The sequence below is a fragment of the Janthinobacterium sp. BCJ23 genome, from assembly GCF_059617945.1.
On record NZ_JCAQAW010000005.1, the window covers coordinates 32,511 to 51,640 of the forward strand.

The following is a 19,130-nucleotide window of genomic DNA, read 5'->3' on the forward strand; positions in this document are numbered from 1 at the left end:
GGTCTGTGGGCATTAAATGCCAAAGATCTCCCGAACAATCATGATTTGCGCAATAATATTGCGTGAAACACGAACCACCGGAGGAAGCATGAGCAAAATTACGCTGGATAAAACGGACCGCAAGATCCTCGCCGTCCTGCAGGCCGATGGCCGCCTGTCGAATCAGGACGTGGCCGAGCAAGTCAGCCTGTCGCCGTCGCCATGCTTGCGCCGCGTCAAACGGCTGGAAGAAGCGGGCGTGATCCGCCAGTACGTGGCCCTGCTGGACCCGGAAAAGATCGGCCTGGGGCTATTGGCTTATGTCAACGTGCGGCTGGAAAAGCACAGCGACGCCACGGCCCACAGCACGGCAAGAGTGCTGGCGCCGAATCTGGTGACGAACACGTCGCCGCGCGCCGACTTTGCCGTGGCCGTGGCGCAATGGCCGGAAGTGGTGGCTTGCTACGCGATGACGGGCGAAATGGATTATCTGCTGCGCGTGCACGTGGAAGACATGGAGCACTTTTCGCGCTTCATGATGGCGACCCTGCTGCGCCACCCGGCCGTGCTGGACGTGAAATCAAGCTTTGCCTTGCAGCGCATCAAGGATACGACGGCCCTGCCCTTACTGTGACGGCGGTGACGGCGGCCCGGGCTTCTTCTTGCGCCCTGGCAAGCGGTCCCACAACTTGAACGCGGCGCGCGCATTCGCCTTGAACGTGTAGTCGAACATGGCGAACTGCTCCTGCACGGCTTCCTGCAGCATGCTGCTCGGGTTCGGCGGCAACAGTTTCAGATATGCATCGGCTTCGCCATAGTCGCGCTGGATTTCCATGCCCGCCTTCTTGGCGATATGCATCATCGTCTTGTTGGACGACAAACAATGCATGTACAGGGTATCGACATCGTTGTTGCGGCAGTGGATCGCCGCCCGCTCGAACAGTTTTGACCCGACCCCCATGCCGCGCATGGATTTCGATACGGACACGCCAAACTCGGCCACCTGCTCCTTGTCCGTCACGACGCTTTTCGCCGGCGACGTGTCCTTCGGCGCGAACGCCAGATGCCCCACGCCCACCAGCTTGAACAGGCTGTTGTAGACGCCGTAGACCATGTCGCGCGAGAAATCCATCTTTTGCACGTACTGGGCGACGAGCTCATCGGGCAAGGCGCTGCCGAAGCGCAGCAGGCGGTCGCTTTTCTCCAGATTCAGGAAATGCTTCATCATGCGGCGCCGGTCGCGCTCATGCAATTGCTTGACGAGCACGGTCGGACGCCCGCCGCCGCTGCGGCTGAGCCAGCGGCGAAACGGGCTCTGGAACAATTTGGGCAGGGTCATGGCAGCTCCGTGCCGCTGATCGCGTTCGTGACGGCTTCGACCCGCGCCGCATGGATGAGCTCGGGAATCCGCTTCGGTTCGTGTGCGCAGGCTTGTGCCAGCGCGCCCGCATCGACGCCGCGCACGGCCGCCAGCATGGCTTGCAGCCAGGCGGACTGCGGGAACGTAGGATCCTGGGCCTGCACGTCGCAGGCGATGGCGTCCAGCATCTGCACGAAGCGTTGCGGCTTGCGCAGTCCGTCGCAGCGTTCGCACAAGCGCACCAGTTCTTCGGCGCTCAAGGCCAGCGCACCGGCAACGGCAGCCTGCTCGCGCGCCGCCATCACGGCCAGCTCGCGGCAATCGTTGGGCACGCGCAGGCGCTCGCTGAGCACATTGATCTGCTCAAGCGGCACGGCCAGCATCAGCACGGCAAAGCGCACGCACAGTGCGTGGCCCGCGCCCGCCGCGTGATCGATCACCTGCAGCAGATGCTCGTTGAGCGCCAGTTCCGGCAGGATACGCGCCAGGGCGCCGCACTCGTGCAGCACTGTCAACATGCGCGACGGCCGCGCTTCCATCAATCCTTTCGCCACTTCCTGCCACACGCGCTCGGCCACCAGGGCGTCGACTTCGCCGTCCAGCACCATCTGGCGCATGAGGGCCATGGTGGCGGGCGCCACCGTAAAAGTATCGAAACGGGCGGCAAAGCGGGCCAGGCGCAAGATGCGCACGGGGTCTTCGCCGAACGCGTCGGAGACGTGGCGGAACACTTTGTTTTGAATATCGTCAATGCCGCCGAACGGGTCGGTCAGGCTGCCGTCCTCGGCCTGCGCGATGGCGTTGATGGTCAGATCACGGCGCACCAGGTCGTCTTCCAGGGTGACGTCGGGCGCGGTGTGGAAGACAAAACCCCGGTAACCGGGGGCAGTCTTGCGTTCCGTGCGGGCCAGCGCGTACTCTTCCTGCGTCTTCGGATGCAGGAAGACGGGGAAATCCTTGCCCACGGGCCGGAAGCCCTGGCGCAGCATGTCGTCCGGCGTGGCGCCGACGACCACGTGGTCGTGGTCTTTCACGGGCAAGCCCAGCAGTTGGTCGCGCACCGCGCCACCGACCGTGTATATCTTCATAACATTCTTTTCTTAATCAGGCAGTTCCGCATCGTGCTTGGGCGCCGTTTCCGTTTCCGCCAGCGCTTCCGCGATCCAGCGGGCCACGGCCGGGTGCGCCTGCACGCGCTCGCAATACGCGTTCAGCGCCGGCGCCAGGCTGACGCCATAGGTGCGGAAACGCATGACGACGGGAGCAAAGTACGCATCGGCGATGGAAAAGTCGCCGAACAGGAACTGGTGGTGGCCAAAACGAGATAAACACTCTTCCCATATTTCGCTGATGCGGCCGATGTCCGCCTGCGCGGCGGCCGTACGGCCACGCCCCGGCAACTTCGCCTTGATATTCATCGACATGTCCGTACGCAAGCCCGTGAAGCCGGAATGCATTTCCGCGCAGACACAGCGCGCCATGGCGCGCGCGGCCACGTCTTGCGGCCACATGTGTTTGTCAGGGAACTGCTCGGCCAGGTATTCGCAGATGGCCAGGCTGTCCCAGATCGTGATCTCGCCCGCCAGCAGCACGGGAACCCGGCCGCAGGCCGAATACTCGGCAATTTTGGTGGCCGTGTCGTTCTGGTCGAGCAGCACGCGCACTTCCTGGAACGCAATGCCGAACGCCGTCATGGCCACCCACGGGCGCATCGACCACGATGAGTAATTCTTGTTGCCGATGATGAGGGTCAGGCCCGGCTCGCGCGCGGCGGCCAGGGTTTGCGTCAGGCTGGGATCAAGGATGGTCGTCTGCATGGTCGGGTATCTTTAGTTGGATGAGGGCAAGTCGGCCGCGATGGCGCTGTTTTTCGGCCCGACGGTGCCCAGGCGCGCCTTCAGCGATTGCGGGCTCTTCTCGAACAGGGCCGCGTAATACGTGGCGTTGGCCATCACGTTTTTCACGTAGCCGCGCGTTTCCGTGTACGGAATGATCTCGGCAAAGATGGCGCCTTCCAGCGGACGCGTCATGGTGGCGCGCCAGATGCGCAAGCGTCCCGGCCCCGCGTTGTAGGCGGCGCTGGCCAGCACCTGCGAACCGTCCAGGCCGCCAAGCACCATGTTCAGGTAATTCGTGCCCAGCAAGACGTTGGTGCGCACGTCGCTCAAGGTTTCCGTGACGAAATCCGTCAAACCGATCTTCTTGGCCACATAACGGGCCGTCGACGGCATCACCTGCATCAGGCCGGACGCGCCCACGTGCGACTGCGCATCCATGATGAAGCGCGATTCCTGGCGGATCAGGCCATATACCCAGGCTTTGTCGAGACCGAGGGTTTGCGTGGCCGGGTGCATGACGTCGTCGTGCGGCGTCGGGTAGCGCTGCGTATAGTCCACTTCCAGGCGCGTGCGGTCCGAGGTGTTGACCATGCGGTCGAGCACATTGTTCTGGCGCGCAAATTCCGCAGCCGCCAGATGCTGGCGGTCCGTCATCGAGCGCAATTCCCAGTTCCATTCGCGCGTGCCTTCGAAGCGCAAGCGCATGTTGAAGAATTTCAAGGCGCGTTGCAAGCCTGGATTGGCGGCCATGGCGGCGATTTCCGCCGGCGTGATGGGCTGGCCAGGCGGCGGCAGCACCAGGTGGTTGCCCAGCTCTTCATTGGCCAGCAAGCCATAGAAATTCGATTGTTCACTGATCGTGCGGTACAGGGCATCCGCTTGCGCGTTCGGGCGGCCCGGCGTTTCCGCCTGCTGCGCGCGCGCCAGCCAGTAGACCCAGGTAGGATCGGCGCGCAAGGACGCCGGCATGGCCTGGATGGACGCCTTCACCACGGGCCAGTTGCCTTCACGCAAGGCGATACGCGCCTTCCACTGCATCTGTTCCAGGGTCAATGGCGCGCCATTGGTTTTTTGCCAATATTCGAACGCTTCCGGCGCCAGCGAATACGACGCTTGCAGGGCCAGGCTGGCCCAGCCGATGGCCTGTTCCTGCGGCGTCAGCTGCGCGCTCGCCTTTTGCAGGGCCACGACGCCCAGCTTCAAGGTGCTTTTCGCCATGCGGCCGACAGCCACCAGGTACATCTCGTGGTCGGCGCGACTTAGACCCGCGCCCTTGGCCAACACCAGCGCCGGCAAGTCGATCGCTTGCGCCATCTTCGCGTCGGACGCGCCCAGCAGCAGCGCGATGCGGCGCGCCGGGCCCGTGGCGTTGGTCTGGCCCGCCAGGCGGATCTGCGCCCACAGGTCGTTCGTGTCGAACTGGCCGTTTTGCGCCAATGCCGCGATCAGGCTGCCGCACGCTTCGCCATAGCCGGGCGGAGACACGAGCAGGTTGCGCGCCTCGGCCGCCACGTTCTGGCCCTTGGCCGCGCGCGACATCAGCGCGTAGCACTTGAGCTGGGTGTCGTCGTCGAGGGCGAATTGCGGGTATTGTTCATCGAACACGACCCAGTCCCGCTTGCGGCCCAGTTCCAGCAGCCAGTCGTTGCGGAAACGGTCGGCGATGGCGCTGCCCTTGTAGCGGTTCAGGTAATCGCGAAATTGCGCCTCGGTCAGCAGTTTGATGCGCGGTTTCAGCCGATAATAGTCAACATACGATGGAATCTGGTAATTCGTCAGGCGCCCCGCATAAAAGTCGGCTTTTTCGACGTCATCCTTGCGCGCGGCGTCGCGCAGCAACAGGAAGGCATCGTCCTCGCTGCGCGTGTCGGGGGCGGCTGGGGATACGGTGGTGGAAACCTGGGCCAGGGCGGCCAAGGGAGACAAGGCCGATGCAACACACAGCATCGTGCCGGCAATCCATTTCAGTGGGGAAATCAATGTACGACTCTCAATCTTAACTTGATGGTGATATGAATAGCGACCCTAGAATAACATGCGATCCGGCTACACGGCCACCCATTGCGCCACAGGAAAAAGCCGGCTTGCGCAAAGCCTTGCTGGCGGCCCGGCGCGCCCTGCCCGACGCCACGCGCGCCGGGTGGGATGCGGCCATCGCGCAGCGCCTGCTGGACTGGTGCGCACAGGAAAACGTCAAGGAACTGGGCGTGTACTGGCCCCTGCACGGCGAGCCGGACTTGCACGGCGCGTATGCGCAGCTGGCCGCGCGCGGCGTGGCGCTCAGTCTGCCCGTGGTGCTGGAAAAACATGCGCCGCTGGCCTTTTCCGCCTGGACGCCGGGCGAACCCATGGTCAAGGATGGCATGGGCGTGGCCGTGCCGGCCCGGCTGCGCCTGCGCCCGGCGCCCGCCACCCTGCTCGTGCCCTGCCTGGGATTCAATGAGGAACGGTACCGGCTCGGCTATGGCGGCGGTTATTACGACCGCACCCTGGCGGCCGTGCCGCGTCCGCGCACGCTCGGTATTGCCTATGCCTGCCTGGCGGCCAGCTTTCCCAACGGCGAATACGACATCGCCCTCGATTACGTCGTAACCGAGGGCGACCTGTACTGACAAGTCAGGACGGTTTATTTCACCAGGCGCTGCCACAGTGCGGTCGTGGGCGCCGCCTGGTTCATGCTATAGAAATGCAAGCCTGGCGCGCCGCCTTCCAGCAAACGCTCGCACAAGCCCGTCACCACGTCCAGGCCGAAGGCCTTGATGGACGCGCTGTCGTCGCCGAAGCTGGCCAGTTTCAGACGCACCCAGCGTGGAATTTCCGCGCCGCACATGTCCGAAAAGCGCATCAGCTGCGTGTAGTTCGTGATCGGCATGATGCCGGCCACGATGGGCACGTTGATGCCCATCTTCTGTGTCTGCTCGACAAACTGGAAATACGCGTCGGCATTGTAGAAGTACTGGGTGATGGCCGCATTCGCGCCAGCCTGTACCTTGCGCGCGAACGCGTTCATGTCGTCCTGCGGCGAACGGGCTTGCGGGTGCACTTCCGGATAGGCGGCCACTTCGATATGGAAATGGTCGCCCGTCTCGGTACGGATGAATTCCACCAGCTCGTTGGCGTAGCGGAACTCGCCCGAAGCGCCATAGCCGCTGGGCAAGTCGCCGCGCAAGGCGACGATACGCTGCACGCCGGCCGCCTTGAAGTCGGCCAGCACGGCGCGGATCGATTCGCGCGAACCGCCGACGCACGACAGATGCGGTGCGGCCTGTTCGCCGGCCGCCAGGATCTCGCGCACGGTGTCCAGGGTACCCTGCTGCGTGGTGCCGCCGGCGCCAAACGTCACCGAGAAATACTTCGGGTGCAATTCAGACAACTTGACACGCGTGGCGCGCAGCTTTTCCGCCCCTTCCGGGGTTTTCGGCGGGAAAAACTCAATACTGAAATTATGCTTTTCCATCGTCATTACTCAAAAGTAAGGTCGACAGGGCCCAGGAAATGACGCTGTACAGCAATGCACCACCCACGGCCGACCAGAAACTGGCGACATGGAAACCATCGATCACCTGCGCCACGAGCCAGAACATGAAGCCGTTGATGATGAAAATGAACAGGCCCAGCGACAAGAACGTCACAGGCAGGGTCAGCAGGATCAGCAAAGGACGGATCAGCGCATTGACCAGCCCCAGCACGGCAGCGGCCAGCAGCGCGGTCCAGCCGCTGCTCATCGTCACCGAGTGCATCAAATAAGGGACGGCAAACAGGGCTGCCGCATTGATAAACCAAATCAGTAGCAAGCGCATTTCTCTAGCCTGTCAAAGAAAGTCAGGCCGGCAACAGCCGGCACAAAAGATATACCGATCAGTCTTGTTGCCTCAGGAACCGTAGCGAGCGGATGCGCGGCGCGGCCGAGAAGCGCAGCTGTGCTTTAGCACAGTGAGCATCGCCGGCCGCGCGCCGCGCCGCGCAGTAGGTTCATGAGGCAACCATCTTAATAACGGTAGTGCTCTGGTTTATAAGGACCTTCCGTGCGCACGCCAATGTAGTCGGCTTGCTCTTGCGTCAGTTCCGTCAGCTGCGCATTCAACTTTTTGAGTTGCAAACGGGCGACTTTTTCGTCCAGGTGTTTTGGCAGGGTGTACACGCCGACCGGGTAGTTGGCCGTGTTTGCGTACAGTTCGATCTGGGCGATCGTCTGGTTGGCGAACGACGAGCTCATCACGTACGACGGGTGGCCGGTGCCGCAACCGAGGTTGACCAGGCGGCCTTCGGCCAGCAGGATGATGCGGCGGCCCGACGGGAAGATGATGTGGTCGACTTGCGGCTTGATGTTTTCCCACTCGTATTGCTTCAACGAAGCGACGTCGATTTCATTGTCGAAGTGACCAATGTTGCAGACGATGGCCTGGTCTTTCATGCGCGTCAGGTGATCGTGCGTGAGGATGTGATAGTTGCCCGTGCAGGTGACAAAAATGTCGCCGTGTTCGCAGGCGTAATCCATGGTCACGACGCGGTAGCCTTCCATCGCCGCCTGCAGTGCGCAGATCGGATCGACTTCCGTCACCCATACTTGCGCCGACAGGGCGCGCATGGCTTGGGCCGAACCCTTGCCGACATCACCGTAACCGGCGATAACGGCCACTTTGCCGGCGATCATCACGTCGGTGGCGCGCTTGATGCCGTCGACCAGGGATTCGCGGCAGCCATACAGGTTGTCGAATTTCGATTTCGTGACGGAATCGTTCACGTTGATCGCAGGGAAAGCCAGCTTGCCTTCCTTGTGCATCTGATACAAACGGTGCACGCCAGTCGTCGTTTCTTCCGTCACGCCGAGGATTTCCGGCAAACGCTTCGAATACCAGGTCGGATCGGCCAGCAAGTGCTTCTTGATCGAATTGAACAGGCAGATTTCTTCGTCCGAACCGGGGTTGGCCAACACCGACAGGTCGGTTTCCGCACGCACGCCCAGGTGCAGCAGCAGGGTGGCATCGCCGCCATCGTCGAGGATCATGTTCGAGTAGACAGCCTTGCCGTCCACGTTCGGCCATTCGAAGATGCGGTGCGTGTATTCCCAGTAGTCGTCGAGCGACTCGCCCTTGACGGCGAACACAGGCGTGCCGGCGGCAGCGATGGCGGCGGCGGCGTGATCTTGCGTCGAATAAATGTTGCACGATGCCCAACGCACCTGCGCGCCCAGTGCTTCCAGGGTCTGGATCAGCACAGCGGTCTGGATGGTCATGTGGATGGAACCGGTGATGCGCGCGCCTTTCAATGGCTGCGCTGCCGCGAATTCTTCGCGGATGGCCATCAGGCCAGGCATTTCCGTTTCAGCAATCTTGATTTCTTTGTCGCCCCATGCGGCCAAGGTGATATCGGCGATGGTGTAGTCGTGTTGCGATTTGAGTACGGCGTTCATCACGCCCTCCTTTCAGTTGAAAAAGGTACGTGAGCGCAGTTGCAGGATATTCCGAGCCTGGCGAATTTCTTCGTCGCAACGCTCCTCGGACGGGGGATTTTAACATTGTCAAGGCCGGTACGCCAGCTTGTTCGCCATACATTGCCATGTAACAACACATAAAAAAAGCGCCCGCGGCCAGAAGGCCGGGGCGCTTTTCTTGCAATTTTGACTAGATTACTTCAGGCCGGCGGCGTCGCGCAGCAGGGCGACCTTGTCCGTACGCTCCCACGTGAATTCCGGCTCTTCGCGGCCGAAATGGCCGTAGGCGGCGCTCTTCTGGTAGATCGGGCGCAGCAGGTCGAGCATTTGCACGATGCCTTTTGGACGCAAATCGAAGTGCGCCAGCACCAGCTTGGCGATTTCCGCGTCGGGAATCACGCCCGTGCCTTCCGTGTAGACAGTGATGTTGATCGGCTTGGCCACGCCGATGGCGTAGCTGACCTGCACTTGGCATTGGCGCGCCAGGCCGGCTGCGACGATGTTTTTCGCCACGTAACGGGCCGCGTAGGCTGCCGAACGGTCGACTTTGGATGGATCCTTGCCCGAGAACGCGCCGCCGCCGTGCGGGGCTGCGCCACCGTAGGTGTCGACGATGATCTTACGGCCGGTCAGGCCGCAATCGCCTTGCGGACCGCCGATGACGAAACGGCCCGTCGGGTTGACGAGGAATTTGGTCTCCGTCAGCCATTCGCGCGGCAGGATCGGCTTGATGATTTCTTCGATGACGGCTTCTTCGATCTGCTTGTGCGAGATTTCCGGCGCATGCTGGGTCGACAGCACGACCGTGTGCACGCCGACGGGGCGGCCATCGACGTAGCGCAGGGTCACTTGCGATTTCGCATCCGGACGCAGCCATGGCAAACGGCCATCCTTGCGCAGCTGCGACTGGCGCTCGACCAGGCGGTGCGCGTAGTGGATGGCGGCCGGCATCAGCTCGGCCGTTTCATCGCAAGCGTAGCCGAACATCAGGCCCTGATCGCCAGCGCCTTGATCCAGGTCAATGCCCGCACCTTCATCGACGCCTTGCGCGATGTCGGGCGACTGCTTGTCATAGGCCACCAGCACGGCGCAACCCTTGTAGTCGATGCCATATTCCGTGTTGTCGTAGCCGATGCGTTTGATGGTTTCGCGCGCAACTTGAATATAATCAACATTGGCGTGCGTGGTAATCTCGCCAGCCAGCACCACCAGGCCCGTGTTGCACAGGGTTTCGGCAGCCACGCGGGCGGCTGGATCCTGGGTCAGGATGGCGTCAAGGATGGCGTCGGAAATTTGATCGGCAACCTTGTCGGGATGGCCTTCCGAAACGGATTCGGAAGTGAAGAGATAGTCGTTTGACATTGCAAGCTCCTGTTTACTATGTGAATGTTCTGTCGCAGTAAAGAGGATTTTGCCTGCGACGCTTTAGCGATATTTATATTCCGCTTCGCAAGTTGTCTATTAACTCAGCGGTTACTGCATACGTGGTATTTTACGCTTCTTAAAAAATTTTGGCACAGCAACACGCCATTCCTGGAAACCGCTTATACATGTTAGTCCCAATTTTTCGCTTCTTGTCCGTCTTTCCCCTGCCCGTCCTGCATGGCCTGGGCGCTGCGCTCGGCTGGGTGATTTACGCCATTTCGCCGTCCTACCGCCGCCGCATGCGCGAGAACATGCAGGGTGCGGGGTTTTCGCAACACTTGCACACGGCCGTGGCCGAAGCGGGCAAGAGCGTGCTGGAATTACCGTTCATCTGGTGCGCGCCAGCCGAGCGCGTGGCGCGCCATGCGACGGTGGAAAACTGGGAACTGGTGGAAAAAGCGCTGCAGCATGGCCGCGGCATCGTCTTCCTGACGCCGCACCTGGGCTGCTTTGAAATCGTCGCCCAGCAAATCGCGCTGCGCACGCCGCTCACCGTGATGTACCGCCCGCCCAAGCGCGCCGCCTTGAAACCGCTGATCGAAGGAGCCCGCGCGCGCGAAAACCTGATGCTGGCGCCAGCCAATATGTCGGGCGTGCGCATCTTTGCCAAATGCCTGAAAAAAGGCCAGCCCATCGGCCTGCTGCCCGACCAGGTGCCGCAGGAAGGCGAAGGCGTGTGGGCCGATTTCTTTGGTCGCCCCGCCTACACCATGACCCTGCCGGCCAAGCTGGCGCAGATGGGCGGCGCCGAAGTCATCATCACCTACGCGGAACGCCTGCCGGGCGGGCGCGGCTATGTCGTGCATTTCGTGCCGTTCACCGAATCGCTAGCCAGCACCTCGGCCGAGCAGGCGCGCACCATCAATGCGGCCATGGAGCAATTGATCGCGCGCAGCCCGGCGCAATACCTGTGGAGCTACAACCGCTATAAAGTGCCGCGCGGCGCACCGCCGCCCACGCCGGCCACGTCCGATGCCGCCGGGGAGCAGGCATGAGATTGCTGATCGCCTTCATGTGGCTGCTGCACTGGCTGCCTTTACCCATCCTCGGCCGCTTCGGCGTGGCCGTCGGCAGCGTGCTGTTCATCGCCATGCCCACGCGGCGCAAGATCGCCCTGACGAATCTGCGCCTGTGCATGCCGGAATTGACGGAACAACAGCGCGTGGCGCTGGCGCGCCAGCATTTCCAGGCCTATTCGCGCAGCGTGTGGGAACGCAGCATCCTGTGGTGGTCCTCGGAAGCGCGCCTGAACCGTCTGATCAAGAAGGTGCCCGCCTTCCCGGGCCAGCAGATCGCGGCCAAGCCCACGATTTTGCTGTGTCCGCACTTCGTCTGCCTCGACGTGGCCGGCGCCGCCACGGCCATGGAAATTTCCGCCTCGTCGATGTATGTGCAGCAAAAGAACGCCGCCTTCGACCAGGCCTTGCGCAACGGCCGCTCGCGCTTCAAGCCGCCCAAGCTGTTTACGCGCCAGGACGGCATCAAGACGATTTTGCGCGCGCTGCGCGACGGCTTGCCGTATTTCATGCTGCCGGACATGGATTTCGGCGAAAAGGATGCGGAATTCGTGCCCTTCTTCGGCGTGCCCGCCGCCACCCTGACGGCCACGGCGCGCCTGGCGCTGGCCGCCAAGGCGCAAGTGATTCCCGTCATCGCCACCTTCCTGCCCAACTACCAGGGCTGGCAAGTGACCTACTATCCGGCGTGGGACGATTATCCGGGCGACGACATCACGGCCGCCACGCGCCGCATGAACGAGTTCATCGAGGAGCGCGTGCGCGAAGCGCCGGCCGAGTATTTCTGGACCCATAAACGCTTCAAGACGCGTCCGGAAGGCGAAGCGTCGTTCTATAACCAGCACAAGTGATACGGCAGACCATGAAACTCCACTTTACCAAGATGCATGGCGCCGGCAATGACTTCATTGTCATCGACGCCATCAACCAGGACATAGCCTTCACGCCGGCCCAGTGGCAGCGTTTGGCCGACCGCCGTTTCGGCATCGGCGCCGACCAGATTCTCGTCGTGGAAAAGCCGCGCCTGCCCGGCTGCGACTTCCGCTACCGCATCTATAACAACGATGGCGGCGAAGTCGAGCAATGCGGCAACGGCGCGCGCGCCTTCGTCAAGTTCGTCAGCGAAAAAGGGTTATCGAACAAGGCCAGCATCCGCGTGGAAACCATGGCCGGCGTCATCGCGCCGCGCCTGGAACTCGACGGCAGCATCACGGTCGACATGGGCGCGCCCGTGCTCGAACCGGCGCTGGTGCCGTTCGATGCGGCTGGCTTGACGGGCGTGGCCGAAGGCAGCGATCTGCTGTGGCCGCTAGACCTGGCTTTGCCGGGCCAAACCTCTCCTGTGCTGGTGTCAGTCGTCTCGATGGGCAACCCGCATGCCGTGCAAGTGGTCGACGATGTCGACGCCCAAGACCTGGAAGTGACAGGGCCGCGCATCGAGCATCATCCGCGCTTTCCCCGCAGGGTCAACGCCGGCTACATGCAGATCGTCGACCGCCAGCACGTGAAATTGCGCGTGTTTGAGCGGGGTGCCGGTGAAACACTGGCGTGCGGCACGGGCGCCTGCGCCGCCGCCGTGGCCGGCATCCGCCGCGGCTTGCTCGACTCCCCCGTGCGCATCAGCGCGCGCGGCGGCGAACTGTCGATCGCTTGGCAAGGTCCCGGCCATCCCGTCCTGATGACGGGCCCGGCCGTGACCGTGTTCGAAGGCACGATCGAGCTGTAATCAACGCTGCATCATGCCGCCAGGAACTGCTGTTCCTGCGTTGCATCGAGCTCGGCCAGGTAGCACTTCAGGCGGTACAGACGCTGCCGGTAATTGCCTTCCGGCCCCGCCACGCTGCAATCGACGCGCTCGAACAGCCGTACCACCTGGTCGAGCAGCTGGCGTTCCTGCGCCGTGCGGATCAGCACGAGGCGCCGCTTGCCGCGCCCATGCGTGGCACTGATATCGATCAACAGGCAATGCCCCTGGTCGGCCGCATGGATATCGAGCAGCAGCGCCTCGGCACGCGACAGATGAAAGCAGCGTGCCAGCGCCAGGCGCGCCGCCAGCAGGGGGTGGCTCTGGCCCAGCTGGCGCAAATGTTCATCGGCGTGCATGGCGGCGCACTGGCCCCAGTCGCCGGGCTCGCCTTGCGGCGCGATTTTCGCCAGCGCCGCTTCCGCTTCACTGCTGCCTTGCGCCTGCGCCTGCAGCAGCCAATACGCGGCACGCACATCGTTGTTGACACCGTCGCGGCGGTTACGCCACGCATGCATGCCGCACTCGAGCTGCGCCGGGCCATGCCCCAGGTCGGCAGCACGCTCCAGGCAGAAATGGGCTTCGACCACATTGCGCTGGGAAAATTCCGGTTTCGTATAGATGCGCGACAGCACGAACCAGGCTTCGGCCAGTCCCTGCTCGCCCGCCTGCGTCAACCAGCGCACGGCACGCTTGAAATTGGCCGCGCCATTGCGCGTGGCCAGGCGCCGGCCGTGCGCATCCATGCGCGCATAGCCGAGCCCCAGCTCCAGCTGCGCCGTGCGGTCGCCGCCATGCGCGGCCAACTCGCAGCACTGCCAGCCTTCGGCATCGCCGCCAGGCGCCAATGCCTGGGCGCAACGCGACAGCAACAGCACCTGCTGCGCGTCGAGGGCGATCGTGCGTGTACCGGCCGCCGCCTGGCGCTGCAGCAGCTCGCGCGCCAGCGGCAAGCCTTGCGACAGGAAGCCCGCATGGTTGCCCTGGCTCCACGCCTGCTCCAGCCAGGCATGCAGCGGCGCGTCGCCATCGATGGCTTGCTCGCCAGCGGCGCTGGTGTCCTGTCCGGGCGCCGCCGATGATCGTTCTTGCAGGGACAACAACCATTGCGCATCGGGCAAGCCGGCGCGTACGGCGGCGTCCAGCGCCACGCGGGCCTTGGCGCGCAAGGCTTCACTGCTGCTGGCGGCGTTGCCCAGCACCAGTTGCGCCAGCACCAGGCCCGCCTGTACCAGACCCGCATCGAACGCTTGCGCGTAATACGGGATCAGCGCCTTGGCTGCCGGTTGCGCCACTTCGAAAGGCACGTGCGTACCGATCAGCAAGCACGCTTCCTCGCTATCTTCCTGGGCCGCCCGCGCCAGCCAGTGCAAGGCGGTCGGCAAGCTTTGCGGCACCCCCTGCCCAAACAGGTACACCCGTCCCAACGCCAGCTGGCAAGCCACATCGCCAGCACGTGCGCCCTTGATCAATCCTAATGTTTCGCGATTTGCCATCGATTCTCGATATTGAGTCAATGATTCTAATAATAGTGAGCCATCTCCAGACCCATCCTTGCAGGCCATCCCTTAGTGTAACGTCCTTGTGTCGTAAATCCGCCAAAGCGGCCTCAAGAACTTGATTCAACGCAACAATGTCCTGTTCCCAACATGCCAAGATGACACGGCGCCGCGACGGTGGCGATGGGAAAACGCCGGCCATCGGCGCAGGACTGGCAGAAACCGCGCGTTACAAAAATACAACAGGGGTATGCAGTTATGCCGCTTTTCACCAATCTTTTCACGCATATTTGACCAATCCCGCACGTCTTGCGCGCCGACGAATTAAGGTTCATTCATCGAAACGCGACAGTTAGCGCATTTCAATCTGCTCGGATCTCGGACGGAACTCACTTTTAATAGGGAATAAGACATGAAAAAATCACTCGTTGCCCTCGCACTCTTCGGCGCCTTTGCCGCAACCGCACAAGCGCAGTCGTCCGTCCAAATCTACGGCACGATCGATGCAGGCCTGGGCAAAGCGACTGGTTCGACCACCGCCGTTACCAAGCGCGACAACAACAAACTGGGTTTCAAGGGCACGGAAGATCTGGGCAATGGCTTGAAAGCTATTTTCCAACTCGAAATTCGCTATGAATCCGACACCGGCACGCTGGAAAGCAATGGCGCCCGTCCGCTGTTCCAAGGTCAAAGCCGCGTCGGCCTGCAAGGAGACTTCGGTACCGTACGTCTGGGCCGTGGCCTGACCGCGTTCCAGGAAACGAGCACCGGTTTCGAACCATGGTCGGGCATGCCTACGCCAGCCGGTTTCCAGACCGACCTGACCGTCGCCGGCTACACCAGCGATCCGCTGAGCCCAGCCGGCAACTCGCGTAACCGCTTCTCGAATGCCGTGTTCTACAACTCGCCAGTCATCAGCGGCTTCCAGTTCAACGCCACCGTGGCCGCCAAGGAAGCGAACAACAACGCCGCCGTTGCAGCGTCCGTGCGCAACCTGACGACGAATGCCTCCGGTAACTACTTCGTGCCAGGCAATGTGGCGCCGGCATCGAATCCATACTCGGTATCCGTGACGTACTCCTCGCCAGGCTTTGCCGCCATGGCCGCCTACGAGCGCAATGGCCTGCAAGCCAAGCTGTGGTCGGTCGGTGCGTCGGTCAATCCGATTCCTGAGCTGAAAGTCATGCTGTCGATCCAGCACCAGAACGATGAAGAATTCAAGATCGTCAATACCGGAACCAAATCGTGGGTACTGGGCGCCAACTACGACGTCGGCCCAGGCAAGATCCGCGCTGGCTACGGTCAAAAAACGCCGGATGGCGTAGTCAAAACCAAGCAAGCATCGCTGGGCTATGACTACAATCTGTCGAAACGTACCTACGTGTACGCAGATATTTCGAACAAGAAAGCTGCCAGCACGACCAACTACAACGTTTCGAGCACGACCAACTACATCGGCGTCGGCGTACACCACAACTTCTAATGGCCCGCCTGTCACCCTCCGCGGGTGACAATTGACCAGGAAGATAAGGCGGCATGGGTAACCATGCCGCTTTTTTCATGGGCGTGCGGAAAATGCCTGGGTGCCGCGCCCTTTGCGCCTATGCCGCCGCACTCTCGGTTAGAATGAAGCGTTCAACTTTCACTGACAGATATTCTCAATGACCGCCACACTCGATTCCAGCACCGTCGCCCAGTACCTGAGCGAGCATCCGAATTTCTTCGAAGAGCATACCGCCCTGCTCGGTGAGGTCAAGCTGAGCAGCCCGCTGACGGGACGCACCATCTCGCTGCAGGAGCGGCAGATGGAAGTGATGCGCGACAAGTACAAGGCGCTCGAGCTGCGCATGTCCAAGCTGAGCCGCGTGGCCGAGGAAAATGGCGATATCGCCAGCAAGTTCCACGGCTGGAACCAGGCCATGCTGCAAGTGCGCAACGATGCGGACATGCCGCGCGTGCTGGTCGATGCCTTGCAAAGCAATTTCGACGTGCCCTACGTCAGCCTGCGCCTGTGGCAAGTGCTGCCGGAACACGCCGACGGCTGGTTCACGGAAGACGTGACGGCCGACGTGCGCATGTTCGCCAACAGCCTGCAAACGCCGTACTGCGGCAGCAACCGCGATTTCGAAGCCGTGCACTGGTTGCAAGCTGACAAGATCGAATCGACCGTCATGATCGCCCTGCGCGCCCCGAACACCACGGGCACCTTCGGCTTGCTGGTGCTCGGTTCGCCCGACAGCGAACGCTTTACGTCAAGCATGGGCACGGACTTCCTCGTGCATATCGGCGCCACGGCCAGCGCCGCCCTGGCCGCGCTGCGCGCCGGCTCGCCTGCCTGAATACGCCATGAATGCGGCGCGCGGCAAGGCCGAGTGGCTCGACGCCTACCTGGCGCAGCTGGCCACGCAGCGCAAGCTGTCGCCGCATACCTTGAACGCCTACGGGCGCGACTTGCGCGCCTTGCTGGAACTGAGCGGCGATACGCCGTGGACGGCGCTGGCGCACAACGAAGTACGCCGCTACACGGCCAAGCTGCACGCTGGCGGCCTCGATCCGCGCTCAATCGCGCGCAAGCTGTCGTCGTGGCGGGGCTTTTTCAACTGGCTCAGCGGCGAGACCACCCTCGACGCCAATCCCGTCGACGGCATCCGCGCCCCCAAGCGGGCCAAAACCTTACCCAAAGCCTTGTCGGTGGACGACGCCGTGCGCCTCGTGGCGCCCGCGCAACACCAGCAAGGCGCCGCCGAGCCGGAGCAGCTGTGCAACCGCGCCATGTTCGAACTACTGTATTCGAGCGGCTTGCGCGTGTCCGAATTGACCAGCCTGGACACCCATTACTGCAAGGCCGAGAACGGCCAACCCGCCTCGCTGGGCTGGCTCGACATGGCCAGCTTCGAAGTCATCGTCACGGGCAAGGGCAACAAGATGCGCAAGGTGCCGGTCGGCAAGGCAGCCCTCGTGGCCCTGACCGCCTGGCTGGCCGTGCGTCCGCCGGCGGCCGATGGCAGCGCTGCCCTGTTTTTAAGCACGCGCGCCACGCGCATCTCGCCGCGCGTACTGCAGCTGCGCCTGAAGGCGCACGCGCTGGCGACGGACATTCCCGCGAACGTGCATCCGCACGTGCTGCGCCACTCGTTCGCTTCGCACGTGCTGCAATCGTCGGGCGACTTGCGCGCCGTGCAGGAAATGCTGGGCCATTCCAGCATCACCTCGACCCAGGTCTACACGGCCCTCGATTTCCAGCACCTGGCGCACGTGTACGACCAGGCGCACCCGCGCGCCAAGGTCAAGTAGGCAGCCGCGCCCGTTGGCCAGCCTGATCCATATCAAGCGGATCGGCGCGCATTTGCAAGCTTTTGCAAAATTCCGGCATAATCGTCCGCATTCTTCCGCTTGCGCGGCGGCACCACCGATTACAGCATAGGCATCTTCATGGCACTGATTCCAACCACCATCCTCACCGGCTTCCTGGGCGCAGGCAAAACCACCTTGCTCAACCGCATACTGCAGGAAGACCATGGCATGCGCATCGCCGTGATCGAAAACGAGTTTGGCCAGGAAAACATCGACAATGAAATCCTGGTGCAGGATAGCAACGAACACATCATCGAGATGAACAACGGCTGCATCTGCTGCACCGTACGCGGCGACCTGATCGTGGGCTTGACGGAACTGGCGCGCAAGCGCGACGCCGGCCTGCTGGCATTCGACCGCGTCGTCATCGAAACGACGGGCCTGGCCAATCCCGGTCCCGTGGCGCAAACCTTCTTTGTCGACGAGGAAGTGGGCAGCCACTACATGCTCGATGCCATCATCACGGTGGTCGATGCCCGCCATGCAATGAAGCAACTCGATGAATACGAGGAAGCCCAGCGGCAAGTGGGCTTTGCCGACAACCTGCTGCTGTCGAAAACCGACCTCGTCAGTGAAGACGACGTGGCCGCCCTGACGCGCCGCCTGAAGCGCATCAATCCCCGCGCACCGATCGCCAAGGTCGATTTCGGCCGCGCGCCGCTGGCCGAAGTGCTCGACATCCGCGGTTTCAACCTGAATGAAAAGCTGGAACTGGACCCGGATTTCCTGGCCACGGAAACGGCGCACGTGCACGATCATGACCATGCGCACGACCACGATCACGCACATGAACATGGCCATGAGCACAAGCATGAGCACGCACATGAGCACACCGAAGCCTGCGCCACCGATTGCGGCCATGCCGACCACCACCACGCGCAGCACAGCGACGATATCGCCGCCTTTGTTTTCAAGAGCACGCAACCGTTCGACAGCGCCAAGCTCGACGAGTTCCTCGGCGGCCTGGTGCAAGTGTATGGCCCGCGCATGCTGCGCTACAAGGGCGTACTGCTGATGCAGGGCGCCGAGCGCAAGGTGGTCTTCCAAGGCGTGCACCAGCTGATGGGCAGCGACCTGGGCGCCAAATGGGGCGACAACGAAGTGCGTGGCAGCAAAATGGTATTTATTGGCAAAAATCTACCAAAAGACATTTTTATTCGCGGACTCGAACAATGTTTGGTATAAACTAGCCGGGTTTTGCAAAGTATCCGTTGCAAAGCAGAAACAAAAGGGAAAGTTAAGCACGCTTTCCCGCTGTCCGACACCCATCTTGCTGGTATAAACCAACAAGTAGCCGTCTCTGATCGGCTAGTCAACAAATCGGGATGGCAATATAAAGCAAAGCGTGCCAAAATCAGCGACGAAAACGGCCCATGTCGTTAGCCTGTCATGAAATGCTGGCAAACTGCCGCTGGCCGCATGCCAGGCATGCAACCGATCCACCCAACACGCCTGTTGACGCGCGCATAGCGCGACTGGCA

18 protein-coding genes and 1 riboswitch are annotated in these 19,130 nt (G+C 62.1%); of the genes, 9 read left to right on the forward strand and 9 right to left on the reverse strand.

The features are described 5' to 3' along the window. Positions 1–88 precede the first annotated feature (88 nt). Positions 89–613 carry an Lrp/AsnC family transcriptional regulator gene (locus tag AC54AG_RS17020; RefSeq protein ID WP_034753092.1) on the forward strand — a complete coding sequence of 175 codons (525 nt, stop codon included), beginning with the start codon at positions 89–91 and terminating at the stop codon, positions 611–613. On the opposite strand, the gene AC54AG_RS17025 is transcribed toward AC54AG_RS17020, so the two are convergent. From AC54AG_RS17025 to AC54AG_RS17040, 4 genes are read right to left on the reverse strand one after another with little or no spacing between them, the layout of a single operon-like run. After that, positions 605–1,318 carry a GNAT family N-acetyltransferase gene (locus AC54AG_RS17025; RefSeq protein ID WP_338680498.1) on the reverse strand — a complete coding sequence of 238 codons (714 nt, stop codon included), beginning with the start codon at positions 1,316–1,318 and terminating at the stop codon, positions 605–607. The genes AC54AG_RS17020 and AC54AG_RS17025 overlap by 9 nt on opposite strands. Continuing rightward, complete coding sequence (locus AC54AG_RS17030; protein WP_496631033.1) at positions 1,315–2,427, reverse strand: tRNA nucleotidyltransferase/poly(A) polymerase-related protein; 1,113 nt, start codon at positions 2,425–2,427, stop codon at positions 1,315–1,317. Before AC54AG_RS17030 ends, AC54AG_RS17025 begins: the two co-directional genes overlap by 4 nt. Before the next feature lie 12 nt (positions 2,428–2,439). Further along, entirely contained in the window at positions 2,440–3,156 is a 717-nt protein-coding gene (locus AC54AG_RS17035) for a glutathione S-transferase family protein (protein ID WP_034753087.1), read from the reverse strand. 12 nt (positions 3,157–3,168) lie between these two features. Then, a complete protein-coding gene (locus tag AC54AG_RS17040; protein ID WP_496631035.1) occupies positions 3,169–5,157 on the reverse strand; it encodes a lytic transglycosylase domain-containing protein in 1,989 nt (662 codons plus the stop codon). Between the two features lie 32 nt (positions 5,158–5,189). Between AC54AG_RS17040 and AC54AG_RS17045 the strand changes: the two genes are divergently transcribed. After that, the gene (locus AC54AG_RS17045) at positions 5,190–5,789 is read left to right on the forward strand and encodes a 5-formyltetrahydrofolate cyclo-ligase (RefSeq protein WP_496631036.1); all 600 of its coding nucleotides are present in this window, start codon (positions 5,190–5,192) and stop codon (positions 5,787–5,789) included. Between the two features lie 14 nt (positions 5,790–5,803). On the opposite strand, the gene metF is transcribed toward AC54AG_RS17045, so the two are convergent. The 4 genes from metF to metK all read right to left on the reverse strand — a co-directional run bounded on the left by metF (position 5,804) and on the right by metK (position 9,973). Then, positions 5,804–6,634 (reverse strand): methylenetetrahydrofolate reductase [NAD(P)H], encoded by an 831-nt coding sequence (metF, locus tag AC54AG_RS17050; RefSeq protein WP_496631037.1) that lies wholly within the window; start codon positions 6,632–6,634, stop codon positions 5,804–5,806. Continuing rightward, positions 6,621–6,977, reverse strand: a complete 357-nt coding sequence (locus AC54AG_RS17055) for a phage holin family protein (RefSeq protein WP_034753082.1) — start codon at positions 6,975–6,977, stop codon at positions 6,621–6,623. The genes metF and AC54AG_RS17055 overlap by 14 nt, the downstream gene beginning before the upstream one ends. Positions 6,978–7,165: 188 nt before the next feature. Continuing rightward, complete coding sequence (ahcY, locus tag AC54AG_RS17060) at positions 7,166–8,590, reverse strand: adenosylhomocysteinase (RefSeq protein ID WP_092713571.1); 1,425 nt, start codon at positions 8,588–8,590, stop codon at positions 7,166–7,168. A gap of 24 nt (positions 8,591–8,614) precedes the next feature. Beyond that, a riboswitch (S-adenosyl-L-homocysteine riboswitch) is annotated at positions 8,615–8,683 on the reverse strand. Between the two features lie 123 nt (positions 8,684–8,806). Further along, positions 8,807–9,973, reverse strand: a complete 1,167-nt coding sequence (gene metK, locus AC54AG_RS17065) for a methionine adenosyltransferase (protein ID WP_034783537.1) — start codon at positions 9,971–9,973, stop codon at positions 8,807–8,809. 188 nt (positions 9,974–10,161) lie between these two features. On the opposite strand from metK, the gene AC54AG_RS17070 reads away from it, so the two are divergent. Genes AC54AG_RS17070 through dapF form a run of 3 tightly spaced genes read left to right on the forward strand, consistent with a single transcriptional unit; the run spans position 10,162 to position 12,778 of the window. After that, entirely contained in the window at positions 10,162–11,031 is an 870-nt protein-coding gene (locus AC54AG_RS17070) for a lysophospholipid acyltransferase family protein (protein ID WP_034753077.1), read from the forward strand. Further along, complete coding sequence (locus AC54AG_RS17075) at positions 11,028–11,903, forward strand: LpxL/LpxP family acyltransferase (RefSeq protein ID WP_034753075.1); 876 nt, start codon at positions 11,028–11,030, stop codon at positions 11,901–11,903. The genes AC54AG_RS17070 and AC54AG_RS17075 overlap by 4 nt, the downstream gene beginning before the upstream one ends. 11 nt (positions 11,904–11,914) lie before the next feature. Continuing rightward, entirely contained in the window at positions 11,915–12,778 is an 864-nt protein-coding gene (dapF, locus tag AC54AG_RS17080; RefSeq protein ID WP_496631039.1) for a diaminopimelate epimerase, read from the forward strand. Between the two features lie 11 nt (positions 12,779–12,789). Here dapF and AC54AG_RS17085 read toward each other — a convergent pair whose 3' ends face one another. Continuing rightward, the gene (locus tag AC54AG_RS17085) at positions 12,790–14,292 is read right to left on the reverse strand and encodes a tetratricopeptide repeat protein (RefSeq protein ID WP_496631040.1); all 1,503 of its coding nucleotides are present in this window, start codon (positions 14,290–14,292) and stop codon (positions 12,790–12,792) included. Between the two features lie 415 nt (positions 14,293–14,707). On the opposite strand from AC54AG_RS17085, the gene AC54AG_RS17090 reads away from it, so the two are divergent. The 4 genes from AC54AG_RS17090 (at position 14,708) to AC54AG_RS17105 (ending at position 18,834) form a co-directional block, all read left to right on the forward strand. Beyond that, a complete protein-coding gene (locus tag AC54AG_RS17090; protein ID WP_034753069.1) occupies positions 14,708–15,778 on the forward strand; it encodes a porin in 1,071 nt (356 codons plus the stop codon). A 178-nt stretch (positions 15,779–15,956) separates the two neighbouring features. After that, positions 15,957–16,634, forward strand: a complete 678-nt coding sequence (locus AC54AG_RS17095; protein ID WP_035823876.1) for a DUF484 family protein — start codon at positions 15,957–15,959, stop codon at positions 16,632–16,634. A gap of 7 nt (positions 16,635–16,641) precedes the next feature. After that, positions 16,642–17,589: a tyrosine recombinase XerC gene (locus AC54AG_RS17100; protein ID WP_496631042.1), complete on the forward strand. Its 948-nt coding sequence runs from the start codon at positions 16,642–16,644 to the stop codon at positions 17,587–17,589. 138 nt (positions 17,590–17,727) lie between these two features. Further along, on the forward strand, positions 17,728–18,834 hold the full coding sequence (locus AC54AG_RS17105) for a CobW family GTP-binding protein (RefSeq protein ID WP_496631044.1): 1,107 nt from the start codon (positions 17,728–17,730) through the stop codon (positions 18,832–18,834). Positions 18,835–19,130 lie beyond the last annotated feature (296 nt).